Source organism: Magnetovibrio sp. PR-2 (assembly GCF_036689815.1).
GTDB lineage: Bacteria > Pseudomonadota > Alphaproteobacteria > Rhodospirillales > Magnetovibrionaceae > Magnetovibrio.
In genome coordinates this window covers 1-25,162 of the sequence record NZ_JBAHUR010000002.1, presented here as the reverse complement: position 1 = coordinate 25,162, position 25,162 = coordinate 1, and the positions used below count along the sequence as shown (strand labels likewise).

The 25,162-nt window shown below is 52.6% G+C and carries 23 protein-coding genes and 1 tRNA gene; 9 read left to right on the top strand and 15 right to left on the bottom strand.

All coding sequences use genetic code 11. From position 1 onward, the window contains the following. Positions 1 to 456: 456 nt before the first annotated feature. Both V5T82_RS02490 and V5T82_RS02485 read left to right on the top strand, forming a co-directional pair. A complete protein-coding gene (locus tag V5T82_RS02490; protein ID WP_332894010.1) occupies positions 457 to 1,203 on the top strand; it encodes a hypothetical protein in 747 nt (248 codons plus the stop codon). A 13-nt stretch (positions 1,204 to 1,216) separates the two neighbouring features. Beyond that, positions 1,217 to 1,792, top strand: coding sequence for a hypothetical protein (locus tag V5T82_RS02485; RefSeq protein ID WP_332894009.1), 576 nt, complete (start codon positions 1,217 to 1,219; stop codon positions 1,790 to 1,792). A gap of 10 nt (positions 1,793 to 1,802) precedes the next feature. Here V5T82_RS02485 and V5T82_RS02480 read toward each other — a convergent pair whose 3' ends face one another. Together V5T82_RS02480 and V5T82_RS02475 are read right to left on the bottom strand one after the other, a co-directional pair. Further along, positions 1,803 to 2,984, bottom strand: a complete 1,182-nt coding sequence (locus V5T82_RS02480; RefSeq protein ID WP_332894008.1) for a tyrosine-type recombinase/integrase — start codon at positions 2,982 to 2,984, stop codon at positions 1,803 to 1,805. Positions 2,985 to 3,155: 171 nt separating this feature from the next. Continuing rightward, positions 3,156 to 3,245 (bottom strand) — tRNA-Ser (locus V5T82_RS02475). Between the two features lie 222 nt (positions 3,246 to 3,467). On the opposite strand from V5T82_RS02475, the gene V5T82_RS02470 reads away from it, so the two are divergent. After that, positions 3,468 to 4,808 (top strand): methyl-accepting chemotaxis protein, encoded by a 1,341-nt coding sequence (locus tag V5T82_RS02470; protein ID WP_332894007.1) that lies wholly within the window; start codon positions 3,468 to 3,470, stop codon positions 4,806 to 4,808. A 9-nt stretch (positions 4,809 to 4,817) separates the two neighbouring features. Here V5T82_RS02470 and V5T82_RS02465 read toward each other — a convergent pair whose 3' ends face one another. Together V5T82_RS02465 and cysC are read right to left on the bottom strand one after the other, a co-directional pair. Then, positions 4,818 to 5,834, bottom strand: coding sequence for a hypothetical protein (locus V5T82_RS02465; protein WP_332894006.1), 1,017 nt, complete (start codon positions 5,832 to 5,834; stop codon positions 4,818 to 4,820). 157 nt (positions 5,835 to 5,991) lie between these two features. Beyond that, positions 5,992 to 6,585 carry an adenylyl-sulfate kinase gene (gene cysC / locus V5T82_RS02460; RefSeq protein ID WP_332894005.1) on the bottom strand — a complete coding sequence of 198 codons (594 nt, stop codon included), beginning with the start codon at positions 6,583 to 6,585 and terminating at the stop codon, positions 5,992 to 5,994. A gap of 95 nt (positions 6,586 to 6,680) precedes the next feature. On the opposite strand from cysC, the gene V5T82_RS02455 reads away from it, so the two are divergent. Next, a complete protein-coding gene (locus tag V5T82_RS02455; protein WP_332894004.1) occupies positions 6,681 to 7,319 on the top strand; it encodes a DsbA family oxidoreductase in 639 nt (212 codons plus the stop codon). Here the strand turns inward: V5T82_RS02455 and mfd are convergent. Both mfd and V5T82_RS02445 read right to left on the bottom strand, forming a co-directional pair. After that, positions 7,316 to 10,819, bottom strand: coding sequence for a transcription-repair coupling factor (mfd, locus tag V5T82_RS02450; RefSeq protein ID WP_332894003.1), 3,504 nt, complete (start codon positions 10,817 to 10,819; stop codon positions 7,316 to 7,318). The two genes, V5T82_RS02455 and mfd, sit on opposite strands and share 4 nt — an antisense overlap. A 3-nt stretch (positions 10,820 to 10,822) precedes the next feature. Next, a complete protein-coding gene (locus tag V5T82_RS02445) occupies positions 10,823 to 11,083 on the bottom strand; it encodes an FAD assembly factor SdhE (RefSeq protein ID WP_332894002.1) in 261 nt (86 codons plus the stop codon). A 65-nt stretch (positions 11,084 to 11,148) separates the two neighbouring features. Here V5T82_RS02445 and recG point away from each other — a divergent pair, with 65 nt between their 5' ends. Together recG and V5T82_RS02435 are read left to right on the top strand one after the other, a co-directional pair. Beyond that, positions 11,149 to 13,230 carry an ATP-dependent DNA helicase RecG gene (gene recG, locus V5T82_RS02440; RefSeq protein WP_332894001.1) on the top strand — a complete coding sequence of 694 codons (2,082 nt, stop codon included), beginning with the start codon at positions 11,149 to 11,151 and terminating at the stop codon, positions 13,228 to 13,230. Between the two features lie 76 nt (positions 13,231 to 13,306). Continuing rightward, complete coding sequence (locus V5T82_RS02435) at positions 13,307 to 13,933, top strand: SEL1-like repeat protein (RefSeq protein WP_332894000.1); 627 nt, start codon at positions 13,307 to 13,309, stop codon at positions 13,931 to 13,933. Here the strand turns inward: V5T82_RS02435 and V5T82_RS02430 are convergent. The 3 genes from V5T82_RS02430 to V5T82_RS02420 form a co-directional block, all read right to left on the bottom strand. After that, positions 13,927 to 14,595, bottom strand: a complete 669-nt coding sequence (locus V5T82_RS02430) for a DUF502 domain-containing protein (RefSeq protein WP_332893999.1) — start codon at positions 14,593 to 14,595, stop codon at positions 13,927 to 13,929. The two genes, V5T82_RS02435 and V5T82_RS02430, sit on opposite strands and share 7 nt — an antisense overlap. Positions 14,596 to 14,711: 116 nt before the next feature. Beyond that, a complete protein-coding gene (locus V5T82_RS02425) occupies positions 14,712 to 15,119 on the bottom strand; it encodes a Crp/Fnr family transcriptional regulator (RefSeq protein ID WP_332893998.1) in 408 nt (135 codons plus the stop codon). 38 nt (positions 15,120 to 15,157) lie between these two features. After that, positions 15,158 to 15,883: a DUF2927 domain-containing protein gene (locus V5T82_RS02420; protein WP_332893997.1), complete on the bottom strand. Its 726-nt coding sequence runs from the start codon at positions 15,881 to 15,883 to the stop codon at positions 15,158 to 15,160. Positions 15,884 to 16,013: 130 nt separating this feature from the next. On the opposite strand from V5T82_RS02420, the gene V5T82_RS02415 reads away from it, so the two are divergent. Together V5T82_RS02415 and fliG are read left to right on the top strand one after the other, a co-directional pair. Next, positions 16,014 to 16,544: a glycine cleavage system transcriptional repressor gene (locus tag V5T82_RS02415; protein ID WP_332893996.1), complete on the top strand. Its 531-nt coding sequence runs from the start codon at positions 16,014 to 16,016 to the stop codon at positions 16,542 to 16,544. Between the two features lie 49 nt (positions 16,545 to 16,593). Next, on the top strand, positions 16,594 to 17,613 hold the full coding sequence (gene fliG / locus V5T82_RS02410; RefSeq protein ID WP_332893995.1) for a flagellar motor switch protein FliG: 1,020 nt from the start codon (positions 16,594 to 16,596) through the stop codon (positions 17,611 to 17,613). On the opposite strand, the gene V5T82_RS02405 is transcribed toward fliG, so the two are convergent. From V5T82_RS02405 to dsrE2, 6 genes are all read right to left on the bottom strand, one after another. After that, positions 17,610 to 20,543, bottom strand: a complete 2,934-nt coding sequence (locus tag V5T82_RS02405; RefSeq protein WP_332893994.1) for an EAL domain-containing protein — start codon at positions 20,541 to 20,543, stop codon at positions 17,610 to 17,612. The two genes, fliG and V5T82_RS02405, sit on opposite strands and share 4 nt — an antisense overlap. A gap of 155 nt (positions 20,544 to 20,698) precedes the next feature. Beyond that, on the bottom strand, positions 20,699 to 21,139 hold the full coding sequence (locus tag V5T82_RS02400; RefSeq protein WP_332893993.1) for a thioredoxin fold domain-containing protein: 441 nt from the start codon (positions 21,137 to 21,139) through the stop codon (positions 20,699 to 20,701). A gap of 104 nt (positions 21,140 to 21,243) precedes the next feature. Further along, positions 21,244 to 21,468: a sulfurtransferase TusA family protein gene (locus tag V5T82_RS02395; protein ID WP_332893992.1), complete on the bottom strand. Its 225-nt coding sequence runs from the start codon at positions 21,466 to 21,468 to the stop codon at positions 21,244 to 21,246. A 77-nt stretch (positions 21,469 to 21,545) separates the two neighbouring features. Continuing rightward, positions 21,546 to 21,857: a ribbon-helix-helix domain-containing protein gene (locus V5T82_RS02390; RefSeq protein WP_332893991.1), complete on the bottom strand. Its 312-nt coding sequence runs from the start codon at positions 21,855 to 21,857 to the stop codon at positions 21,546 to 21,548. A 37-nt stretch (positions 21,858 to 21,894) separates the two neighbouring features. Next, entirely contained in the window at positions 21,895 to 22,470 is a 576-nt protein-coding gene (locus tag V5T82_RS02385) for a Tll0287-like domain-containing protein (RefSeq protein WP_332893990.1), read from the bottom strand. A gap of 132 nt (positions 22,471 to 22,602) precedes the next feature. Next, a complete protein-coding gene (gene dsrE2 / locus V5T82_RS02380) occupies positions 22,603 to 23,100 on the bottom strand; it encodes a sulfur carrier protein DsrE2 (protein WP_332893989.1) in 498 nt (165 codons plus the stop codon). Positions 23,101 to 23,565: 465 nt separating this feature from the next. Here dsrE2 and V5T82_RS02375 point away from each other — a divergent pair, with 465 nt between their 5' ends. Further along, positions 23,566 to 24,684, top strand: coding sequence for a YeeE/YedE family protein (locus tag V5T82_RS02375; RefSeq protein ID WP_332893988.1), 1,119 nt, complete (start codon positions 23,566 to 23,568; stop codon positions 24,682 to 24,684). Positions 24,685 to 25,162: the final 478 nt, after the last annotated feature.

The window sequence follows — 25,162 nt, the reverse complement described above, 5'->3', positions numbered from 1 at the left end:
CAAGGACGAACGCCAACGCAACATGCAGTGTAATTATAGCACGCAGCATGACCCAGGTCGCGGGTTGTTTCGTAGTGCTCCAGTATCTCAGATATCCTTTTTCTTTCACTGCTAATGAGTGCGACATGACGAGCAAAAAAGCGATGAAAATTGAGCGGTGAGCTGGGTGCAAGTTTGAGTATCTGCACAGAGCATGTTCATGCTCTGCCAGAACTCCGACTTGCTAAGGGCGGCTGCCCTTAGAAACCCGCTCAACAATGAGCGGTGAACGGCGGCAAGATTGCATTTCTGCACAGAGCATAGCCTTGATGCTCCGAAATACGATCTTGCTAAGGGTTGCACCCTTAGTGCTCCGTACCTCAGTGGAATGCCTAGGACAGAATTACTGGTTGGATATTTATACATGTCAAAAAAAGGTGACTCTGGTAATATGCTAAAAAGAGCACAAATAATATTATGCAACTATTGCGCGGAAAGGCAGACTCGGATAATAGTTCATCAAAACCAGAATCTGGCGATGTTAAATCCCATGTCAAAACGGCTGAGAGAACTTTTACAATTATGGAAACCCTGGACAGATACCGGCGCACTTTTTCAAGCATCCTTATGCGGATGCATTCATATCATATCCGTTCAGGATCATATGTGTTTAGTAATAAAGAAGATGCTCAAGAAGCTCTTCAAACCATATCTACAATTCGCGATGCAATCCAAAGCAACTCAAATGTATTTTTAGCACTAAGCAAAATGGGAGCCACCCAGTCAGATATTGTTTATTTGATCAGTGAGCTTATGAAGCGCGCAAATGAAGAGATCGTAATATTTGATGATAATCTCTCAAACAGCATGAATGAGAGGCCCTATTTTGCTAGTCCTCTGATCATTGATGCAGCCCTAAGTGCTTCACAAAAAAACGTTCCAATTGACATCTATTTAAAGAATGAGCCGGACGGGGGGGCGGATCGAAATATGCTTCTGCTTGCATTGGCAAACTCTTCTGCCAATCATATGTCGAGCACAATAAAACTGCGTGACATATCTCGATGCAAATGCCGATTTATCTTGGTTGATTCTAAAAGCTATCTTGTAAACGTTGATGGAAAAATGTTTGCCAATGTCAATGATCCCGAATACGGAGAAGAGTTGGCTTCTTATGCACAGGAACTATCTCTCATTTCAGATACAAAGAAGTTGAGTGCGTGACCTTTGGTGAAAGATGAATGACCTTGCTGACAAGTTAATCTATCCGGCCTTTTTGGCTGGAGCGCTAGCATGGCTACTACTTGTAGTTGGTGTTAAATGGAGGACTGTCTTTAGGGACAAAGATCCGCTTGCAATTTTTGCAATATTCATACTTAACAAAATCATTGTAAAGTTAACTGAGGATTGCAAAATCCTAAATCCTAAAAAAAGCCCACGTGAATACCCTTGGTATTTTATAGCGTCAACGCTGCTCATTTTTTCATATTTATTCTATGACTATTCAGGAAGCAATAGCTCTGTTTTACGCTTTTTTTATGATTTCATAAACAACTCTGTCGTGTATTTGGCAAACGGAAACAATTTGCTGTTGGTTTTTTGGAATTTGATTAGCTATACGGTTGCGTTTATTTTTGCTGTGTATATTTATATATTATTTTTTGGAGGCGTGTTTTCAGCTTGGTACTGTCTTGATACATCGATGTCGAATAAGTACTATTTGGCAAACAATAATGATGCGGATGATGAGGAAAAGCTCAAGAAAAAAGCAATAAGCGATCTTGATGTGATCAAACAAAAAGATAATAAATAGACTTTTCGGTCTAGTTTGCTGAATAAAAAGTACACCAGCCCTTCATCAACCCCCGCCGTTTCTCAAACAAATCTGAGCGCATATACGCTGCTTCCACCTTGCTCGTGAGGGTGTGTGCCAGCGCGGCCTCGGCCACCTCTCTGGGGGCATCTGTGGCATCTGCAGCCCAGTCTCGAAACGTTGAGCGAAACCCATGCACGGTAAGGTCGTCGCGCCCCATGCGACGGAGCACCATTTTCATAGCCATGTTGGATAGCGGCTTTCCTTCCTTGCTTCCGGGAAAGACATAATCACTAGATCGTTCTCTCTGTAGTTTTTCCAAGAGTGACACAGCGCCAGACGACAGCGGCACACGGTGTTCCGCCCCGCCTTTCATGCGCTCCGCTGGAATAGTCCAAATGCCGTTCTCAAAATCAAATTCATCCCACGTGGCCTGCAGCACCTCACCAGTGCGGCAGGCAGTGAGGATGGTGAGCTGCAGTGCTTGTGCGCCCATGCCAGGTTGCTTGACCAGCTCACCCCAGAAACGTGGCATCTCAGCATGAGGCAGTGCTGCGTGGTGGATTACTTTGCTAATCCTCTGCTTGGCAGGTAGGAGGTGTGATAAGTTGCCACGCCACTGGGCAGGGTTTTCGCCGCTGCGATAGCCGCGCACCTTTGCCCAATCCAGCACTGCCTCTATGCGCCCGCGCACTCGTGAGGCCGTTTCGGACTTAGTTGCCCAAATAGGCTCGATGGCTTTGAGCACCAGTCTGACATCTATATCTGCAACTGGCAGACTGCCGAAATGGGGATAGACAAACATCTCCAGAGACCGTGTCCATTGTTCGGCATGCTTTGCATTCTTCCAACCTGCCTTGTGGGCAGCTATGTAGCCTTCTGCACAGTCTTGAAATGTGAAGGCGCGAGCAGCCTCAAGCGCTGCCACTGAACGCTTTCGTTTTTGTTCCTCGATAGGGTCGATCCCCTGCAGGCGGAGCTGGCGACAGGCCTGCGCTTTCTCGCGTGCTTCTGCTAGCGATACGGTGTGCAGTGCGCCAAGTCCGTGGTTACGCAGCTTGCTGCCGACGCGGTATCTGAATATCCACGATTTGTGGCCAGCAGCAGTGATTTGCAGGTACAGCCCGCCGCCGTCGCCATGCAAGCCGCGTTTTGTGAGATTCTTCAAACGAGATGCAGTGAGTGTGTGCATATCAAAAGACCTATCCAGTGGGGAGCCAAACACCCCAACCTATACATAGACCTATACTATGCTCCCGAAAACACGCGCACGCAAGCGAACCCTGAAGAATACATTCAGGGTTCAAAAGCTTGTAATTCCGCTGTTTTTCCAGGGTTTCGCGAACGTGCGCAAACAGGATTTTGGCGGAGAGGGTGGGATTCGAACCCACGGAACCCGCGAAGGCTCAACGGTTTTCAAGACCGCCGCATTCGACCACTCTGCCACCTCTCCGTATCCAAAATTTTGGCGCTTTCGCGTTGCCCGTCTCTTAACCCAGCCAATCCATGCTGACAAGCCCAAACCCACAAAAACGATTATGAGCCCCCCCCGAAGGTTTAAATTGTATGGAAAATATCACATATATTTCAATAGTTTCACGTTTGAAATAATTTACTCACACGTATTGCTAAACTATGATGCATTCAAATTTTGATTCTTTGAGGGATAGGACGCATGCTCGAGCAAAACACGGATGAAGTCGTCACGGATATTGATGAAGATATCGAAGGCGCTCTGTCTAAACTGGAAGACGGTGAATTCATCGAAGTTCCGGAAGGCTCGTCGCGCATTGGGCATAAGATCAGACTTGTCGCCGATAAGATGATGGGCTTTGGCGGTCGTTCGTTGGAGCGTATGGTCAGTGTTTCCGTTGCGTTGAACGATGCTGTGATTGGTGCTGCTTCCATGACCCGCGATGTGCGTGAGGTCGATCATCGCTCTCAATCCATTGCAGCGGCCACCGAAGAGATGGTCGCCACCGTCAAAGACATTGCCTCAAACTCCGATGCTGCGGCTGCAGAAGCCGAATTGGCGCATGAGGCGGCGAATTCCGGCAAATCTGCTGCTGAGCGTTCGATCACCTCCATGGAAAGCATTGCGCAAGCTGTCGAAGGTGCTGCGGCCAAAGTCGATACCCTTCAAGAAGCCGCCTTGCAGATCAGTGACATGGTCGGTGAAATCGACGGTATTGCAAAGCAAACCAACTTGTTGGCACTGAACGCAACGATTGAAGCTGCGCGCGCAGGTGAAGCGGGTAAAGGCTTTGCCGTTGTGGCTTCTGAGGTGAAAAACCTCGCCAATCAAACGTCGCACGTGACGGATGAAATCACCAAGCGTATTGAGCACCTGCGCAGTGAAATGAATGTCATCGTTCACTCTATGGAAGAAGGCGCAAACGCTGTGGCTGCTGGGCGTGAGGTGATCCAAACCACGGGCAACGAAATGGATACCATTGCCACGCGCATCACCGATGTGACGACGCGCATGGGTGAAATCGCCAATGTCTTGAGCCAACAGACCGAGGCCTCCAACGAAGTCAGCCAAGGTATTGCGGTGATCGCCCAAATGGCCAGCAAGAACGTGGAGTCTATTGACACTGTTGTGGACGCCATGGACAAGGCCGACAAAGGCATCACCGCCGACATGGACGACGTGATGACCATGCAAGTCCCCAATGCGGCCATTGTGCGGGCGAAATCGGATCACGTGATCTGGAAAAAGAAATTGGCCGAAATGGTCATCGGCCGCACGACGCTGAACCCGGACGAGCTTGCGGATCACACCTCTTGTCGTTTGGGCAAATGGGTTGCGGGTATTACGGATCCGACGATCCTCAGCCACCCGGCGTTCAAAGCTTTGGAAGAGCCCCACGCCCAGGTTCACATTCACGGTATTGAAGCCGCTCGCAGATACGCGGACCACGACTTGGAAGGTGCTTTGGCGGAAATCGAGTTGGTCGAAAAGCCGTCCTTGGAAGTGTTGCGGATCTTGGACGAATTGATCGCTTCGAAATAGGAGCTGGGTTTAAGAGATCGGAAGGTCTTCCAGAACCTGGCGCACAATGGCTTCGACCAGGACTTCCCGGGGAAATGCCGTTTTGTCCAGTGCGACCCCTGCGACCAAACGCGCGAACCAGTGATGGCTGCGCTCAACCGGCATGGCGGCTGCGACGTGATTGCTGTTGAGCGCGCCCAAAAACTTTGCGTTGGGCAGAATTTGGTCGGCCAGCATCAACTGTGAATCGTTTAAATGGCCATTTACAGGGTCAAATTTACGCAGCGTTTGGTACGGGTGCAGCATGCCCCTACAGACTTGATCTTCAGACGTTACAACCCCGACGGAATACGTTTTGACACTTTGGGGGAAGGCAAAACGTTCTAAAAATTCTGCCCGAACCCTGGGGTCCATGCTGATGGCCGGGGCCATACCATAGGGTTTGCAATTGGGGATCGGCCAAGAGCTTAAAAACACCCGAAGCCACGTTGGCACCGTGTATCTCAACGGTGAGCCCCCGACACAGCCCACCAAAGACACGATGGCGTCGATGCGTTCTGCTATCTCAGGGAATTGATCCAGCATCTCCAAAGTATCTGGAGCTCCCTTTGACATGGGGATCAAGATTGTGCGTTTGTCGCTGTCGCGGGTCACGTTCAGAATGTGCTCACGCAAGATCCGGCCATTGTGGGAGCTCCCGCCCCGCCCTGCCACTTGAGCAATGGACGTGCGAGCCCCAAAGGTTTCGATGTGCGATAAGCCGTCGGTGAGGCAATCCACAATGGAGGCAAAGCACTCACCCATAAAGCCCGGCACGACGATGACATTGACGCCGTCCATGGTGTGTTCGATATCGACCGGATTTGCTTTGCCCGCAGGCTCTTCGCCTAAATCGTAGAAAAAGTCTGCCGTATCGCGGTGATCGTGCAAACGCGCACCATGATCTGCATTGATGGCGTCCACAATTTCACGAAAGCGCGCGCGCCCATCGCACAACGCTGCGCGGTTAATCTTGGGGTTAACAGGGATCGACACTGGTAAGCTCATGACGGAAACATATCAATCCCTAGCTATGAACCCAAGTGACCTTTTGATGGCAAAAAATGACTTTGATTATGGAGCCTAGTAGACCATCTTTGTCATTATAAAGACGAACAACAGTGCGCCAATGGTTGCGGTTGCACAGTATGCAGCGCTATATGTGTCAGATTTTAAAACGTTTTTGGATTAAATCTGCCAATTGTGCGGTACAGGTTTCTACGGTTTCAATACCGGTATCAATACGAATATCGGGTTTTTCAGGCTCTTCGTATGGCGCATCGATACCCGTAAAATCTTTGATTTCTCCCGCACGCGCCTTTTTATAAAGGCCTTTTGGGTCGCGTTGTTCGCAGACCTTAAGAGACGCTGCAACATGAACTTCAATAAAGTTTTCTCCGGCGATTTCACGCGCCATTTGGCGCTCTTCTTGGTATGGAGAAATAAAGGCCGCGATGGCGACGACACCAGAGCGAGAGAACAGACCGGCCACTTCCCCAACGCGCCGTATGTTTTCGCGCCGATCGTGTTCATGAAACCCCAAGTCACCACAAAGGCCATGGCGCACATTATCGCCATCCAAAACAAAGGCTTGAAAGCCCAACTCAAACAGGTGCTTTTCCAGGGTGAAGGCCAAGGTTGACTTGCCTGAGCCGGACAACCCCGTCAGCCAAATGACGCCTCCGCGATGACCGTTTGCTTTATGGCGTTCTTCTGCGGCAATCCGGTGCTCGACGCGGGTGATATTCGTTGATTTCATAACAAAGAACTTTAAACCATTTAGATGAAATTACGTTCAACATGGAACTTGTAAACTTCTCGACCATGACAGGGAATAGTGAAAGAATAGTTGCCATGCAAATAGACATCTATTTCGACCCGATTTGTCCGTGGTGTTTCATCGGTAAGCGCCGCCTGCAACGCGCCCTGGGCCAACGTGCGACCATCAGTGCTGAGCTCAAGTGGCGCCCGTTTATGCTCAACCCTGAAATGCCCCTCAGCGGCATGGATCGCCAAGCTTATATGCTGCATAAATTCGGATCGGAAGCCCGCGTGCGACGTTTATTGGGGGCCTTGGAAGAAACCGGACAGTCGGAAGAAATCGACTTTCAATTTGATCGCATTCAACACACCCCGTCGACCGTAAATGCCCATCGTTTGGTGCGTTATGCCGCCGAACATGGACTTGGAGAGCAAGCTGTGGAGCGTCTGTTCTGCGCCTACTTCCAAGACGGCGTCAACATCGGTGAACCGGACGAGCTTTCGAACATCGGGCGGTCCATTGGATTGGATGGCGGGGCATTGGATATGTACCTCGACAGCACCATGGATGTCTCCTGGGTCGGCGATCAAAACAACCTCGCCCACCGTCAAGGGGTTAATGGGGTTCCGTGCTTTATGCTGGACGGAGAGTTGGCCCTTCAAGGTGCACAACCGTCAGAGATATTGGCGCGTCTTCTGGACGCCGCGTCGGCGGCAACAACTGCCGCTTAAACTGGATCAGCTTGTGCGATTTGCGCTAAGGTTTTGACCAAACTGGTGACGCCCTTTAAGCGATCCTCACCGGAATTCCACGCGCGTTTGAGCACAACCTTTTGGTCTGGGCGCAGCTTGGCCGTGCCGACTTGGTCTTGGATGTATTTGACAAGGCCTAAAGGGTTGGGGAATTGGTCGTTGCGGAACGACACCACAGCCCCTTTGGGACCGCTGTCGATTTTGTCGATGTGTGCCTGACGACACAGGCGTTTGATCGCGACGGTTTTGAGCAGGTTTTCCACTTCGCCCGGCAGCGATCCAAAGCGATCGATCATTTCGGCTGCAAAGGTTTCGCTTTCTTGGTCGGAGCTTAAGCGAGCAACCCGGCGATAGAGCTCCATGCGCAGGTTCAAATCGGCTACATAGCTGTCGGGAATGAGCACCGGAATGCCAAGTGAGACTTGCGGTGAATAATCCTCATTCCCGCTCAAACTCACCTCCCCGCCTTCGGCCAAGGTCTTGGCTTCGGCCACGGCTTCTTCGAGCATCTGTTGATAGAGCTCCACTCCCACTTCGCGGATGTGGCCGGACTGTTCTTCGCCCAGCAAATTGCCCGCACCGCGAATGTCCAAGTCGTGGGACGCCAATTGGAAGCCTGCCCCCAAGGTGTCCAAGGTCTGCATCACGGTTAGGCGTTTTTCCGCCGTGGGTGTGAGCTTTTTGCCGGGTGGCAACGTCAGGTAGGCATACGCCCGCGTTTTGCTGCGCCCCACGCGGCCACGCAATTGATAGAGCTGAGCAAGCCCAAACATATCGGCGCGGTGAATAAGGATGGTGTTCACACTGGGCAGATCCAGGCCGCTTTCAATGATGTTGGTGGACAGCAACACATCGTATTTGCCCTCGTAAAATTCAGAGATCACGTTTTCCAGATCCCTTGCCGGCATTTGGCCGTTGACCACAGCGACGGAGGCTTCGGGGACCAGTTCTTTGAGTTTCTTTTGCAGATGCGCTTGATCTTGGATACGCGGGCAGACATAGAACGTCTGACCACCACGGAACCGTTCGCGAATGATGGCTTCACGCACCACCACGGGATCAAACGGCATCACAAAGGTGCGAACGGCCAAGCGGTCTACAGGTGGCGTAGCGATCAAGCTCATTTCACGCACACCTGTCAAAGCCAGCTGCAATGTGCGCGGGATCGGCGTGGCGGTGAGCGTCAGAACATGCACGTCCGACTTCATGGATTTCAGACGTTCTTTGTGTTTGACGCCGAAGTGTTGTTCTTCGTCAACGATCAAAAGGCCTAAGTCCCGGAACTTCACATCGTTGGCCAACAGCGCATGTGTGCCGATGACAATGTCGATGTCCCCTTTTTTCATGCCTTCCTTGATCTGCTTCACGTCTTTACTGGTCACCAGACGCGACAACTGTGCGACCTTGACCGGAAAGCCTTTGAAACGTTCTTGGAAGTTCTTGAAGTGTTGGCGCGCCAGCAATGTGGTCGGCACCACCAAAGCCACTTGGCGACCGGACAAGGCTGCGACAAAGGCGGCGCGCAAGGCAACCTCGGTTTTGCCAAAGCCCACGTCGCCACAGACCAAACGATCCGTCGGGCGGCCCTTGGCCAAATCGCCCACCACGTCGAAAATGGCACGGGCTTGGTCTTCGGTCTCTCCATAAGGAAAGCGAGACGCAAATTCGTCCAAGGCACCGGCGTCGGGCACCATTTTTGCCGTTTCGCGCAGTTCGCGGGATGCTGCGATTTTGATCAGCTGTTCGGCCATGTCTTTGAGGCGCTGCTTCATGCCCGCGCGGCGCGCTTGCCATGCGGCACCGCCCAACTTGTCCAGCTGCGCGCCCGCATCTTCGGAGCCGTAGCGCGTGATCACGTCGATGTTTTCGACCGGCAGGAACAGCTTGTCTTCGCCGGAATAAACCAGCTTTAAACAATCGTGTGCAGCCCCGCCAACGTCCAAGGTCACAAGGCCCGCGTACTGCGCGATGCCGTGTTCCACGTGCACGACCATGTCGCCTTCGGACAGGGTGGAGACGTCAGCGATGAAGTTTTGGGCACTGACTTTGCGTTTGCCGGGACGCGATAGGCGCTCACCCAACACGTCTTGTTCGGAAATGACGGCGATGTCTTCGGTGACAAAACCGCGTTCCAAACCCAAGACAGCAACGCCAATCGTGCCCTTTTTGAGCGCCCCTGCTTCCGACCAAGCTTCAATTTCCACCAAGGGGCCAAGTCCGTGTTCACCCATCACCGTCATGAGCCGTTCGCGTGTGCCGTTGGTGAATGCGCCGATGACGGTGCTTTTGCCCTGCCCGGCCAAATACTGAATGTGTTCGCCCAACGCATCAAAGACGTTGGCGTCTGGGTTCATGCGCGCGTCCGAAAACTCGCGCCCCGCTTTGGCACCTGCGCTGAGGACCTCATCGGTTTCGGGAGCGTCGAACGGGTCAAGGTCAGCCGTCCCATAGGCTTTGAGCAGCGTATCCATCTCGCTCGCCTGGACATACAAGCGTTCGGTCGGGATCGGTTTGTAAATCGGTGCGTCTTGGGTCTGCGTGCCTTTGGCCCCGTCCATCATGATTTTGCGGGCTTGGTAATATTCTTCAACCAAGTCGAGGCGGGCATCAACCGCGTCTGCATTTTGATGATCCAGCAGAACGGCGGCCTTGGGCATGTAGTCCAACACGGTGTCCAAACGCCCGTCGTAAAACAGCGGCAACCAGTGTTCCATACCGATGTGGCGCCGCGCCTCGGACACAGCTTCATACAGCGGGTCTTCTTTGGTGACCGCCCCAAACAAAGCGCGATAGCCCGTGCGAAAGCGTGAAATGGCGTCTTCGTTTAAAGGCACTTCGGACACGGGGCGCAAGGACAGTTCTTCCAGCTCCCCTGTTGTGCGTTGAGAGGCCGGGTCGAAACGGCGAATGGTTTCCACTTCGTCACCAAAAAAATCCAGACGCACCGGCTCTTTTGATCCGGTCGGGAAGATGTCGACCAGGCCGCCGCGTTTGGCAAATTCACCGGGCTCCATGACGGTCTGGGCGTTGTGATAGCCGTGCTCGACCAGGTAGGTGTCGAGCTTGTCCGGATCGATCTCGTCGCCCGCCCGCAAAATCAGGCTGGAATCGGCAAAGGCGTCCTTTGGCGGCACGCGTTGCAAAAAGGCGCTGACGGTGGCGATAACCACCCGCGCGCGCAAATCTTTGTTGAGCAAGCGCGTCAACGTATCAATCCGCGCGCTGACCACAGCGGCATTGGGCGACACCCGGTCGTAGGGTAGGCAGTCCCAAGCGGGAAATTCCAAGATCTCAACGTTTGGGGCAAAAAACTGCAGGGCGTCGGTCATGCGGGCTGCGGAAATGTCATCACGCGCCACGAACAGAACGTCTTGTCCGCCGTCGGCCAATTCCGCCACCACGCGCGCGTCTTGGCCTGCGGGTGCCCCGCAAATGCGGACACGTCCGGGCTGACTGAGTTTGTCGATGAGATGCTTCACGGTTTATTCGGTTTCAACGCCAACGTTGAAGTCCTGCAGGCGCTTCATCAGGGCAGTATTCCATTGTTCGGGCACGGGTTCTTTGCCCAAAACCCACTTAAACAGGTCCAAATCGCTGTTTTGCAGCAAGGCTTCCAGCTCTACGACGTCGGCGTCGGTGAGTGTTTCAATGTGCGCCTCGGCAAAGTTGCCGAACATCACGTCGTTTTCCTTCATGCCCATATGATTGCAGTGATACAAAAGGCGTTTGCGTTTGGGGTCCATGGTAATCTCCTAAGGAGATGGTATATAAATCGTTGAGCCCGTTCTGTCAGCCCCAATAGGTCATCATGCGTCCGGAAATCCTCTATCCCCTGTTCAAGCCTACCGACACCCTTAAGGGCGTCGGTCCGCGCTTAAAACCGGCCTTGGAGCGTTTGGCGGGTGAGCACGTGGTGGATTTGCTGTGGCACTTGCCCACAAACGTGGTGGACCGTCGCCATCAATGCAAGATCGCTGAGGCTGGGCACGGTGAAATGGCCACCATCACGGTGCGCGTGGGTGAGCACATCAAACCGCCCAACAAGCGCAGACCGTACCGGGTGCTGTGCCACGACGACACGGGCACGTTGGTGCTGACCTTTTTCCATGCCCACGCGGATTATCTGACGAAGACCTTGCCCGAAGGTGAGCTGCGCGTCGTGTCCGGCACGGTGGAGCACTATAACAATGAAGTCCAAATCACCCACCCCGACCATATCGTCAAGGAGGAAGAGTTAGACAGTGTACTTCGTCTAGAACCCGTCTATCCCCTCACCCACGGTGTGACCCAGAAAGTCCTGGCGAAGGCCATCAACGGGGCTTTGGGGGAAACCAAACCGTTGGCGGAGTGGCACGACAAGGCGCTGCAATCCTCGCGCAAGTGGCCCAGTTGGCATGAAAGCCTGATGGCGGCTCATGCGCCGGATGAAACGTCGGCCTTGGACCCTAAGGACACAACCCGCCAACGCTTGGCCTATGACGAATTGCTGGCCAACCAGCTGGCTTTGGGATTGGTCCGTCGCGGAATGCGCAAAGCCAAGGGTGCGCCAAGCTCCGGCGACGGACATCTCCGCCAAAAGGTTACAGACGCCCTGCCCTTTGAGCTGACGAATTCTCAAACCACATCCTTAGCGGAAATTATCGCCGATATGGAAAGCGATTACCGTATGCTGCGCTTGCTGCAAGGCGATGTGGGTTCGGGCAAGACGGTTGTTGCACTCATGAGCATGCTCGCCGCCATTGAAGCGGGTGGGCAAGCCGTGCTCATGGCCCCGACGGAAATTTTGGCGCGCCAACACCTCAAAACCATAGAGCCCTTGGCCCAAGCCGCAGGCGTGACCCTTGCTATCCTGACGGGGCGCGAAAAAGGCAAAAACCGCGAAGGCATTTTGGCGGGCTTGGTGTCGGGCGAAACCAAAATTGCTGTCGGCACCCACGCTTTGTTCCAAGACGATGTGGCGTTCGACAATGTGCGCATGGCCGTGATTGATGAACAACACCGATTTGGCGTGCATCAGCGTTTGGAACTGGCGGCCAAAGGTGAAGCGGTTGATGTGTTGGTCATGACCGCAACGCCCATTCCGCGCACCTTGATGCTGACAGCCTACGGCGATATGGACGTATCACGCTTGTTGGAAAAGCCTGCCGGACGCCAGCCTGTGGACACACGGGTGTTCCCGTCTTCGAAATTGGGATCAATTGCCGAAGGCATCGCGCGAAAGCTGGATGCGGGTACGCGGGCCTATTGGGTCTGTCCTTTGGTGGAAGAAAGCGAAAAGCTCGACTTGGCTGCCGCCGAAGATCGCTTTGAAGATTTGAAGAAGATGTATGGCGAACGCGTCGGTCTGGTCCATGGGCGCATGAAGGGCAAAGAAAAAGACACAGTTATGGCGGACTTCAAAGACGGCAAGATCGACGTCTTGGTCGCCACCACCGTCATCGAAGTCGGTGTCGATGTGCCGGAAGCCACGGTCATGGTGATCGAACACGCCGAACGCTTCGGTTTGGCCCAGCTTCACCAATTGCGCGGACGCATCGGGCGCGGGACGGAGGCGTCGCAGTGTTTGCTGGTTTACCAACCGCCTTTGGGCGAAGTGGCAGAGAAACGCCTGAAGATCATGCGCGAGACCGAAGACGGGTTTGTCATCGCCGAAGAAGATCTCAAACTGCGTGGCGCAGGCGAACTGCTGGGGACGCGTCAAAGCGGCTTGCCGGAATTTCGCATGGCGGATTTGGATGCGCACGCTGATTTGTTGTCCGTCGCCACGGACGACGCCAAGGTCATCTTGGAAACCGATCCGGACTTACAAACAGAACGCGGCCAGGCCCTGCGCACCCTGCTCTATTTGTTCGAGCGTGATGCTGCGATCAAGTATTTGCGGTCCGGTTAGGAGGTTTGCGATGTTTCGATTTGCGGTTGTCTGCTTCCTTGCCCTTAGCCTCATGCACAAGGCCTACGCAGGCCCGTTGGAAGACGGCCTTGGCGCGTATGAGGTCAAAGATTACGCCACGGCCCACAGCCAGTGGATGATACTGGCGCAAGATAAGACCGCTTCGGGTCTTTGGGCGCAGTATTATCTCGGCGTCCTTTATGAATACGGTTTAGGCGTTCCGGTGGATCGGGCCAAAGCCCGAGCATTTTATGAGCCCACCTACATCAAAGTGATCCGCTATATCATGCATGAAGAAGTGGTCAAAAAGGCGAACGAAGCCTTGCCCATTGATGCTGTGCATCGTTTGGCGATATTTGATGTTGCCCGTTCTTTGGAGATGGAAAAATCTGAAAACAAAAAGGATCGTCGGATGGCATCCTCAGTGATGCAAAATGCGCGCATTGCCCTCGATGTTGCCGGATTTTATCGACATGCGGAAAGCTTTTACAAAGTTGGGTTGCTGGAATTAAACGGCACGGGGAAGAATTTTTTGCGCAATAAGAAAAGTGCATGGGCGCATTTCACATTGGCAGCAGAACTGGGCCATCAAAAAGCAGCTGAGCGTGCGGCTGAGTTATTTAAAAAGTTCAATCGTTACCAAAAAAGTGAAGCGCAAGACATTTTAGAGGATTACCGGCCCTATATCAGACCGCCCTATTGATCGTGAACCGTGCCCTCGGTCGAATGCATCTTTGTGGCTTCGATCTGTTCAGGTGTCCTGTGATCGGGCGGTGTGACGATGCCACCGGAGATGACCATTTTAAGCGCCTCTTCCACATTCATCGACAGCGGCACAATGTCTTCTTTGGGAACAAAGATCAAAAAGCCAGACGTCGGATTGGGCGTGGTCGGTACGAACAGGTTGATGACGTCTTCTTCGGTAATGGCTTGCACTTCGCCTTGGGTCTTGCCGGTGATGAACGCAATCACCCACATGCCGCGGCGCGGGTATTCCACCAACACCGCTTCGCGAAAGGCTGTGGATTGGTTTGCCAATACCGTTTCCAGGATTTGTTTGAGCGCTTTGTAAACACCACGCAGCACCGGGACGTTGTCCATAACCCGGTCCCAAACACGTTGGAAAAAACGCCCCATGAAGCCTGCCGTGAACGCACCGATCAAAATCAAGCTGACGATCACGATGATCAGCCCCAAACCGGGAAGTGAGTAAGGCAGATAGGTTTCCGGGTTAAACTTCACCGGGATCAGCGGCGTGACTTTGCTGTCTACATACGTGACAAACAAATAGGCGAGATAAAATGTGATGGAAATCGGCGCGGTAATCAGGATGCCCGCGATGAAATAACCGCGCAAGCGGCTCATAAACCCAGTTCTTGGGGGCTTGTTTTGTTGTGGGGACATGGGCGGTAAAGCCTGACAACGAGTTTCATCAAATGATGATTAACTTATACCCGCTAAATGATGGCAAAACTATGGGATCATTGTCCCTGGGTGCGTTTTTGTTGTTCTTCTTTGATTTGGTGGTCGCTCATGGACCGAATGGTTTGGGACATGATGTTCATCAGCCCCCGAATGAACGGATCGGCTTTTTTAAGTTTGTGCAGGAACATCTGTTCCGTGACAATGATCACCGTCGTGGCCTCTTTTGTCCGCGCCGTTGCCATGCGCGGACGGTCGTCAATCATGGACATCTCGCCAAACATGCCGCCCTTGCCAATGGTGCCGAGAACGGTTTTCTCACCTTCATTGCCCTCTGCATCCAGGTGGTGAAAAATTTCAACCAGACCTTCTTGAACGATATACGCCATGCGCCCGCGCGACCCTTGTTTAAAGATCACCTCTCCGGCGGGATAAGCTTTGCGCTCTACGATGGTGTCACGGCTCAATGGGTCTCTCCTTATGGCTTATTCATACCATATCGCGGTTAGGGTATTTTAGCCATGGCCTCGGCAAAGATACCTTTGGCTGTAAATACGGCATCGACGGGTTTCATGCCGGGTTTGGTGCGCGGATCATAGAGCGTTTTGAGATACAACCGATCCCATACGGACAGCTCAGTCGACGTGTCGATGGGCTGGAAGATCGTCGGCCAATAGGCATCCACATCGTTTGGCAGACCCATAACCTGGCTGAGCTCTTCAAGCAGGCAGGCATTTAAATGTGCCGGGTCCATGTCGATATTGACCATGACCAGGGCATAATTGATGCGATTCTCAGCATTGGATTGTGACAGGAAAAAACACCGCATCGACGGGTCCGCGGCCATTTGACGGATATTGCTCATAAACGGCCCCGGCAGCCCGTTGATGTTGGTCATGTGCTTGCGCTTCATAAAGATCAGATCAATACGCTGCATAGGCGTGCCGGGTTTAATCTGCTTGAACTTCAGCTTAGTGAGCCCGGCAATGGTGTTAAGGTGCTTGCTTGTCATGGCTGCAAGTTGTTGGGTGGGCTTGCCGTTGATGGTAATGCCAACGGTCCCCTGCCACTTGCTCACGGCTTTTTTCGCGAGTTTTGGATTGTATTCCGAGCCAAACAGGACCTTGGCATAATGGCGCACCAAATCGTCCAGCTTCGGCCTGAGCTCTTGCGCTGCGCCAGGCGTCGCCAACAGAAATGCAAGACAGAACGCGCTTAAAAGCATTCGCATGAGTGTTAACCTCCCCTTCATTAGGAGAAATATAGTCTTATCAGAGATTTGTTTCCATACCTACTGAGGTATAGACTATGTCTTGGACCTCCCAAAGACGCGTGCTCACAGTTTAAAAAGAAGAGGCAACATGTCCACCACAGCTTTGGTTTCCATCATTGGCCCGGACCGGGTCGGTCTGATTTCAGCGATTTCCGGCTTGCTGTTCGATTTAGGCGCGGATTTGGGCGATACGTCATTCGCCGTATTGGGCGGCGGCGCAGAATTTACCGCCATATGCGATTTTCCCGACGGCATGGACATTGACCGTCTGCGCGAAGAGCTGGCCTCTTTGCCTGAAACGGAAAAGTGCAAGATCAATGTGAGCCACTTCGATCTCGCCACCACGCATCCCGCGTGGGAGACCATCACCCACATGATTACGGTATCCGGCGGCGACAGCCCCGGTCTCATGGCTCGTTTATGCGAGGTATTTCAACAGTTTGACGCAAATATTGTGCGGCTCAATTCTGAACGAGTGCCCGGCGGGGATCACACCACCTACGTCATCAGCGCTTCCGTCGCCATTCCAGAGGCCACGGAAAAGTCTTGTATGGCCATCGTCGCCAACACCGCTGGCGAGCTGGGATTGACCTGCAAATGGTCCAAAACCGTGCCCTGACGTGAATAAATTTCCACTTGATCCAGAATCCAGGTAAGACAGAGGGATTATGGCGCATGTAAAAGACGATTATCGGTCTCTCACGGGACCTCAAAAGGCGGCAATCTTCATGCTGTCTTTGGGGGATGACCAATCGACTGCGTTGTTCGAAATGATGGACGACGAGGAAATTCGTGAGATTTCCCAAATCATGTCGAACTTGGGCTCGATCAACTCCAAAGTGGTCGAACGCTTATTCCTCGACTTTGCGGACCAATTGTCTTCCACCGGCTCGCTGGTGGGCTCGTACGATAGTACCGAACGCCTGCTCTTGAAAGCTTTGCCCGACGAACGTGTTTCGCAGATCATGGAAGAGCTGCGCGGTCCGGCCGGTCGCACCATGTGGGACAAGTTGGGCAACGTGAACGAAGCGGTGCTGGCGAACTATCTTAAAAACGAATACCCGCAAACCGTGGCTGTGGTGTTGTCCAAAATCCGCCCCGATCACGCGGCTAATGTTTTGGGGACGTTGCCGGAAAACTTCGCAATGGAAGTGGTCATTCGCATGCTGTCCATGGAAGCCGTCTCGAAGGATATTTTGGACCACGTGGAAAAGACCTTGCGCACCGAATTCATGACCAACTTGGCGCGCACCGCACGTCAAGACAGTCACGAAATGATGGCCGGCATTTTCAACACGCTGGACCGCAACACGGAAACGCGCTTTATGACCGCCTTGGAAGAACGCAACCGCGAAAGTGCCGAGCGCATCAAACAGTTGATGTTCACCTTCGACGATCTGGAACGCGTCGACAGTGCTGGCATTCAGGTGCTGTTGCGCCAAACGGACAAAGGTCAGCTGTCCATCGCGCTTAAAGGCGGGTCTGAGGGTGTCAAAGACTTGTTTTTCGGCAACATGTCGGAGCGTGCGGCCAAGATCATGCGCGAAGATATGGATGCCATGGGAGCTGTACGCTTAAAAGACGTGGACGAAGCCCAAGCCGCCATCGTGACCGTCGCCAAACAATTGGCGGACAGTGGTGAAATTGTCATTGCCGGCCAAGGTGAAGAAGACGAACTGATTTACTAATCCGTCCAGCTTTTGGCCAATTCCCCAATGAAGGTTGTGAAGTCTTCCGAGCTCAAGGGCTTGGAGAAATAGTAGCCCTGAATTTCATCGCAGTTGTATTCCTTCAAGATGTCGAGCTGTTCGACGATCTCAACCCCTTCTGCAATGATCTTGCGGTTCAACGTGTGGCCCATGTTGATGATGGTGTGAATGATTTCCGCATCGTCAGTGGATGTATGAATGTCGTTCACGAAAGACCGATCGATCTTAATGGTGTCGATGGGAAAGCGTTTGAGATAGCTCAGCGACGAATACCCTGTGCCAAAGTCATCCATGGAAATGTGGATGCCGAAATTGTGAAGGTCTTCCAATGCCGCCACAATAACGGTGGCATCGCTCATCAACATGCTTTCCGTGATCTCGATTTCAATGGCGCTTGGCGGCAGGTCGTTGCGTTTTAGCGCGGACTTGACGATATCGACGAAATTGGGATCGCGCAGCTGACGGGCCGACAGGTTCACGGCGACCTTGATAGGCGGCAAGCCTTGGCGCAGCCAGGCCTTGTGTTGTTTACACGCGGTGTGAATAGCCCACTCACCAACTTCAACCACCATGCCGGTTTCTTCCAAGATGGGAATAAACCTCACCGGGCTCACCAGGCCCAGCTCAGGGTTTTGCCAACGCATCAAGGCTTCGGCACTGGTCACACGGTTGGTTACCAAATCTAACTTTGGCTGATAGAGCAAATTGAACTCTTGGTTCTCCAAAGCCTTGGTCAGGCCGTTTTTGAGGACCATGCGCTCTTGCACTTGTTCGTTCATGTCTACGGTGAAAAATTGGAAGTTGGCTTTGCCTTCTTCCTTCGCGCGGTACATGGCGGCGTCGGCATTTTTCAACAGATCCGACGCATCGTCTGCATCGTCCGGGTAGATTGTAATGCCGATGGAACCCGATACGAACGCTTCATGTCCCGATAATAAGAACGCCCGCCCCAGACTATCCAAAACCCGTTGCGCGACCAAGGGGGCATTTCTCGCATCATCCAAGTTGGGCATGATGATGGTGAACTCATCCCCACCCAAACGCGCGACAGTATCGCCTGTGCGCACACATGTGCCCAACCGCTTGGCGGTTTCTTTGAGCAACATGTCGCCCACATCATGGCCTAATGTGTCGTTAACCAGTTTAAAGCCGTCTAAGTCGATAAACAGCAAGGCGAGGTTTTTGTCCGTGCGGCTCATGGTGTTGATGGCTTGGGTTAAGCGATCCAGGAACAACGAGCGGTTTGGCAAGCCGGTCAGGCTATCGTAGTTGGCTTGATAAAGGATACGTTCTTCGTCTTGCTTACGCTTGGTGATGTCGGAAATAATTGCAGCGAACTGCATCACTTCGCCAGACGGGCTGGTGATCGCCGTGACAGAAAGACGCTCAGCGTATTCTTCCCCGCTTTTGCGCAGATTCCAAAACTCCCCTTCCCAACGGCCTTGCATTTCCAGTCCGCTCCACATGTCGTCAAACATGGCTGAACCCTGGCTGAGTGCCGTATGATTGATGGGATAGTTGCCCAGAACTTCACCGGATTCATACCCAGAAATCGACGTATAGGCCGGATTGATGGAGCTGATGCGGAAATCTGGATTGATGATGACAACGCCTTCGTTGAGGGCTTCAATCACCTCGCCCGCCAGACGCAATTTGTCTTCTGCACGACGGCGCTCCAAGATTTCTTGGGTCAATTCACGGGTGCGCTCTTCGACGCGCATTTCAAGTTCATCGTGATGGCGCCGTATTTGTTCTTCGTGTTCCTTGCGTTCGGTAATGTCACGCACCACACCGGTGAAAAACCGCTTTGTGCCGTGGCGTAATTCGGTGACAGCAAGTTCAAGCGCGAATTCGGTGCCGTCTTTGCGCCGGCCCGTTTCTTCACGACCCTTGAGGTCAATAATTTTCGGTTTACCCGTATCGATGTAATTGGCGATGTATTGATCGTGATTGTGAGCGTGCTCAGAGCCCACCAGCATGGAAATGTTGTGGCCGATCACTTCGCGCGCTTCATAGCCGAAGATACTTTCCGCAGCCATATTGAATGCCATCACTTCACCGTGTGCGTTGATGGTGATGATGGCGTCGGCAACAGTATCCAAGATGCCGCGCAACCGCTGCTCACGCTCTTGCAGGGTTGCTGCCGTTCTGGTGCGCTCGGTAATATCTCGGGCTTCCACCATATATTGACCGTCGCCAATGGGTGAAAACGTGACTTCGGCATCAATGTTGTGCTCATTAGTCTTGAGCAGCTTCAGCGGCAACGGCGTGGTTTCTTCGGCGATGATGTCGAGGCCGGCATTCATCATATTGTGATAATCGGGGTGCACGATTTGTAAAAACGGCTTTCCGGCCAGTTTGGCGGAACTGCCGTGTCCTAAGGTGTTTACCGTCGCGTCATTGACCATGAGGATATAACCTTCCTCATCCAGCACGCAGATCATGGCTTGAGAATGGTCAAAAAGGTAGCGGTAGAGATCGCTCCCCATCAAGCTGTGTTGGGATAAGTCCTCGCCCTTCAAGACGCGTCGGCCATGTAGGGCCAAAGCTTCCTCATCCCCTTCGACTTTGGTCGAGGAGATAATGACTTGTACCGGCGCTGATAAGCGATCCGTGGTGAGATAGACGGAAAGTTCTTGGTTTGCACGCGCCTCACCGGTCAGGTAAGGCAAGGCCGCGCCTAAATCTTCTGGATCAACAAGGTCGGCAAAAAATTCGCCAACAGCTTGTTCGGCATTATCATATCCCAAAATCTGTGCACCAGAGGTGTTGATGTCCGTTATCCGCCCGCCCCGTATCAACACGGCAAGGTCGTTCGGCAAGCTGTCCAGTAGAGCACGTGCCCAGGACTTGTCGTTGTCCCCGGCTGCTCCCCCTGCAGCATCAGTCGTTTTGGCTTTTGCCGTCATCGCGCAATCCGTGCCGTTGCCCCACCGCAACGACCAATAAGTCTATGATTCCAACGCCATTGTTTCGAAGCACACGGCGAAATGCAAGAAAAGATAGTTACTTGGAACTATATAAGGACAGATGTGTGGCGTCAGTTGTGTTAAACTTCACAGCTCTAACACTGTGTACGTGCGGCTGCTTTCGTGTCCTGGGTGCATGCGCTTTGATTAGGCTTTTGCTCAAGGTCCAGCTTTGTGACCAAGTGATCAACCTGTTCCCAGAAGAAAAAGTCACCTAAATAGCCCACAATACGACCGACTTCCTTACCGTTGTCGATGGCAACGAAGGTTGGGGTATAGACAACCCCGCGGACGAAATCGATCTCGACCGGGCGGTCGTCATGGATGTCTTGATAACGCAAAGGCAACACGCGGGCTTCTGCTGTTTTGGGATAAATTTCACCGACTTCTTCATCCCAGCGTTCACAAACCGAGCACGCGGTCGAGCCGAAATAGACCAGTTCTGCCGCAGACGCCTGAACCACGCATGCAAACGGAACCAAAACCGCAAATTTCAAAAGCCAACGGTACATGTGTTGTGCCTGCTCAGTGGTCATTCAAAAACTGACAATCCCGAAGTCAGCGCAACGCTGCTTCGGGATGCCAATATACCAAAAACGGCTCTAAAAAGAAATATAAGCCGTTTTGACCAAAAGCTAACTTAGCCTTTTTGGATTTCGTAGGTGTAGACGCCGTCAGCTTCACCGCTGGACAACAAGGTGTTGCCGGTGGATTTGCAGAAAGCTTCCATGTCTTTGACGGAACCCGGATCGGTGGAAAGCACTTCGAGGGTGTCACCGGAACCCAGATCTTTCATAGCTTTTTTGGTTTTCAAGATCGGAAGCGGGCAGTTCATGCCTTTGGTGTCAAGAGTTTGGGTAGCCATTTTATATCTCTCTTGTAGTTGGTCAGATGGTTAAAAACAAATAATCCGCATAGGATTGGTTCATGTCGGTCGTGTGCCTACAAGCCAATGTTGATGAACTTGAGACAAACGACCCGCAAGCAAGATGCCAAGTTCTTTTGGTTGGCAAACTGGCAATGATCGTAAATCTTGGTAACCACAGCAGCGACGGATTGATCTTCCGAGGCAGCGAGTTCCTCCAATACGTTCCAAAACGCACGCTCCAATCGAATGGTGGTGGAGTGGCCGTGGATGCGCAAGGAACGCCGTTCGGGCAAAAACTCCGTATCTTGATTGTTGGTGGCGCACAAACCAAACAGCTGGTTTAAAGGCGTCACCTCACCAAGATGATCACTGTGATCGTCACTCACGTTCTGTTCTCCGCCCCAGGGCGGTTTCCTTCACCTCTCATAAGTCTTTTCTCAGCGTAAACGCGCCGCGAATGTCGCCTGCGGAAAAACCGCGTGCTTTGTCATCTGGGTACAAACCGTCCAGTTTTGCAGCGACTTCAGGCTTTAAGGTTTTGCCATGACAATTGAGGCAGACATCAGCCGTGCCAATAGCCTTCATGAAGCGGAACTGCTTTTTGCCGTCCATGTCGACGACTTCACCATAGGCGATGGCGTTGGCGGCTTCACCCTTGGCTTTGCGATCTTCAAACATCTTCAGCACGCCCAGTTCCCACGCATCGGGTTGGTTGCCTGGGTTGCGCAGCTTCAAACTGGTGCGTCCAACGTCCCAGCCGGACTTTTTCGCAGCAGCCATGGCAATGCCCGGGGCTTTTTCGTTGCACACGCCGATGGCGTTGACCGGGCCGCCTTCTTTCATGGCGCCGCCCAAAGCTTTTTTCAGCGGTCCGCCAAAGGACATCACAACTGTTTTCGCTTCGGCTTTTAAGGCATCCATGTTGGCGTCCGCCGCTTGAACTGCGTTTGCAGCCAAAAGTCCAAGGGCCAGGGCCCCGATCATAAGTTTGTTGTTCATTTTTAGTCTTCCCCTTACTCGTCTTTTTATGGTCGAGCGGCCGATCACCCACCGGCCAAAGCCTTGCTCATCACTTCAAGGCTCAACAGCGCACGCCCGGCCCATTAAGGGTCCTCGGCGCGCGCCTGTGTCTTAGATGTAGAGGTTGATGTCGGATTCCAGGGCTTCAGCCATATACGTGGCCGCACCACCCAGTTCCATTTCCGGGATCATGATGTCCGGAGACCATTCAAACAGGTCCAAGGTCATTTGGCAGCCGACAATGTTGACGTCGCTTTCGACGCAAATCTCACGCAGTTCCGGAATGCTGGCCACACCTTTTTTCTTGATCATGTTTTTCATCATGCTCGACGCCATGGCATCAACGCCGGGAATCGCGGAAACGATATTGGGCATCGTCATGTGCATGCCCATCATCGGCATTTCCATACCCGGGTTGCCCAGGGTTGAGATTTGCAGGTGGTCCAAGTCTTTTTTCAGCAGTTGAAGGCCGTAGAACGTAAAGAACAACGTCACATCCACGTCCAAGCTTGCAGCCGTCGATGCCAAAATGAACGGCGGGTATGCCCAGTCCAGGGTCCCTTTGGTGACGATGATCGTCATTTTTTTGTTGTTGCTACCTTCACTCATCTTCTTCTCCCACTGCGTGCCATCCCTGCCAGAGCATCCGGGCCTGAGGGCCCTTGCGGCACTTGATTTCAGTTTTTGCGCCCAAAATGGCGCATATATCAGCGATTTCGGGTTTAGGTTCTTCTTATATAGACTAAACCTAAACGTGCTTTCCAACCGCGTGGTAGTATCCCGTGCCCACAGATATGAGGCCCCCATATGGCGTATGCATTGAAAACAAAGGATTGCTGCGCAATATGCTGCATTTTCAACACATATATTTGAACGCCCATACAAGAATCACATTTAAGGCTCACCTAATATACACGTTTCATGCATTTAGACAAACCTAATATACAACGTTCCTAAAATACGATATACCCCTACCCAAGACGTTTTCGTGAAGACTGTCTGGGTTAGGACACTCAAGCGGGCAAATACGTCATTTAAAAAAGCTTATAACAGGACGCATTCTGGAGACAGACAATGGAAGAGATGAGCGTGGCCACACTGGTCGCTTCTGCAGGCTTTATTGCAGGCATCGTATTTGGGGCGGTGGCGAATAAAACGAATTTTTGCACCATGGGCGGCGTGTCCGACATGGTTTTGATGGGCGATACCACCCGGTTTCGTGCCTGGATGTTGGCGATTGCGGTTGCCATCTTGGGAACCCAGACCCTCCACATCATGGAAATGATTGATTTGACCCTGTCCCCTGCGGACGGCGGCGCGATTTATTTGACCGCAAGCTTGGGCTGGCCGGGTGCCATCCTTGGCGGACTTCTGTTTGGCTATGGCATGACCATGGCGGGTGGTTGTGGTAACAAGACGCTGGTGCGTTTGGGGGCTGGGAACCTCAAATCCATCGTTGTGGCTTTGGTTATGGGTGTGACGGCTTACATGACGCTTCGGGGGCTGTTCGGGCTTGCGCGTCTGGAGTTGGAAGCCTTTAACCTCGATCTCAGCGAAATGGGGCTCGAAACCCAGTCCATGGTCGAGCTCATTGCTGCAGCCATCGGTTCTGAAACCGAAAGCTTGCGCATAGCCGTGACCGCAGTGTTTGTGGTCGCCATCGTGGCTTACTGCTTTAAAAGCGCAGAATTTCGCGAATCCAAAACCGACATCATTGGCGGGGTTATCATCGGCTTGTTGGTTCCGGTGGGCTGGTACATCACCGGCGTGCTGGGCTATGACGACTTTGAACCGACGACGCTGTTCTCGTTCACCTTCGTCGCGCCGACAGCCGAATCCATCCAGTACCTGATGACCTTTACCGGCTCCACCATCAACTTCGGCATCGCAACCGTGGGCGGCGTGATCGTTGGTTCGTTCCTCATGGCCGTTGGCACCAAGTCTTTCCACATCGAAGCCTTTAGCGGCGCGGATGACATGAAAAGCCACCTGATTGGCGCCATCATGATGGGAATCGGCGGCGTTTTGGCTCTGGGCTGCACCATCGGCCAAGGCTTGACCGGTATGTCCACATTGGCGTTGGGTTCGCTGATCGCTCTGGCCTCCATCATTGTGGGTGCGGTTTGGGGCTTGAAAGCGCTCGAAGAAGGCTCCGTCGTCGACGGCCTGAAAGCCATGCTTGGTCGCGCATAACCTTTAATTGTGCACTGCAACATATTGAAAAGGCGGGGTTTTGGCCCCGCCTTTTTTCTTTGAATAATTCTCAAAATCACGAAAACCCTGTTGCGGCTCTCATGAATCGTCTCTAATGTAATCGGGTGCTAATACACATGGCGCAACTTGTGAATACGCGACGTATTCACACCAAAAAACAGAGGGATTAGGCCCGTTTTTGACGATTTTCCCCCGAAGGAAAACGCTGCGGACTTAATGGTTGATAACCAGATAAGGCTTTCTATCTAAAGACAGATAGCCACTTTGATATCCGAGACCTCGCCGATAGGACTTGGCATCCCCAAAACATCGCACAGACGATAACGGGATGCTCACGCCCAGGCGGGTCATGGGAGGGATAATGAAACACATAAAATTGTTAAGTGCTGCTGCGGGCGTCTTGATTGCCGGAACCCTGGCCGTCAATGCACAAGCTGCAGACATGATGAAATACAAC

Coding starts and splice junctions, on each gene's coding strand:
- dsrE2 (WP_332893989.1), bottom strand. CDS start 23,100: ATGAGTGAAGGTAGCAACAACAAAAAAATGACGATCATCGTCACCAAA.
- V5T82_RS02420 (WP_332893997.1), bottom strand. CDS start 15,883: ATGCGAATGCTTTTAAGCGCGTTCTGTCTTGCATTTCTGTTGGCGACG.
- V5T82_RS02400 (WP_332893993.1), bottom strand. CDS start 21,139: ATGACCACTGAGCAGGCACAACACATGTACCGTTGGCTTTTGAAATTT.
- cysC (WP_332894005.1), bottom strand. CDS start 6,585: ATGAAATCAACGAATATCACCCGCGTCGAGCACCGGATTGCCGCAGAA.
- V5T82_RS02395 (WP_332893992.1), bottom strand. CDS start 21,468: ATGGCTACCCAAACTCTTGACACCAAAGGCATGAACTGCCCGCTTCCG.
- V5T82_RS02480 (WP_332894008.1), bottom strand. CDS start 2,984: ATGCACACACTCACTGCATCTCGTTTGAAGAATCTCACAAAACGCGGC.
- V5T82_RS02465 (WP_332894006.1), bottom strand. CDS start 5,834: ATGAGCTTACCAGTGTCGATCCCTGTTAACCCCAAGATTAACCGCGCA.
- V5T82_RS02415 (WP_332893996.1), top strand. CDS start 16,014: ATGTCCACCACAGCTTTGGTTTCCATCATTGGCCCGGACCGGGTCGGT.
- fliG (WP_332893995.1), top strand. CDS start 16,594: ATGGCGCATGTAAAAGACGATTATCGGTCTCTCACGGGACCTCAAAAG.
- V5T82_RS02375 (WP_332893988.1), top strand. CDS start 23,566: ATGGAAGAGATGAGCGTGGCCACACTGGTCGCTTCTGCAGGCTTTATT.
- V5T82_RS02470 (WP_332894007.1), top strand. CDS start 3,468: ATGCTCGAGCAAAACACGGATGAAGTCGTCACGGATATTGATGAAGAT.
- V5T82_RS02405 (WP_332893994.1), bottom strand. CDS start 20,543: ATGACGGCAAAAGCCAAAACGACTGATGCTGCAGGGGGAGCAGCCGGG.
- V5T82_RS02445 (WP_332894002.1), bottom strand. CDS start 11,083: ATGGACCCCAAACGCAAACGCCTTTTGTATCACTGCAATCATATGGGC.
- V5T82_RS02430 (WP_332893999.1), bottom strand. CDS start 14,595: ATGAGCCGCTTGCGCGGTTATTTCATCGCGGGCATCCTGATTACCGCG.
- V5T82_RS02485 (WP_332894009.1), top strand. CDS start 1,217: ATGAATGACCTTGCTGACAAGTTAATCTATCCGGCCTTTTTGGCTGGA.
- V5T82_RS02385 (WP_332893990.1), bottom strand. CDS start 22,470: ATGAACAACAAACTTATGATCGGGGCCCTGGCCCTTGGACTTTTGGCT.
- recG (WP_332894001.1), top strand. CDS start 11,149: ATGCGTCCGGAAATCCTCTATCCCCTGTTCAAGCCTACCGACACCCTT.
- V5T82_RS02490 (WP_332894010.1), top strand. CDS start 457: ATGCAACTATTGCGCGGAAAGGCAGACTCGGATAATAGTTCATCAAAA.
- V5T82_RS02455 (WP_332894004.1), top strand. CDS start 6,681: ATGCAAATAGACATCTATTTCGACCCGATTTGTCCGTGGTGTTTCATC.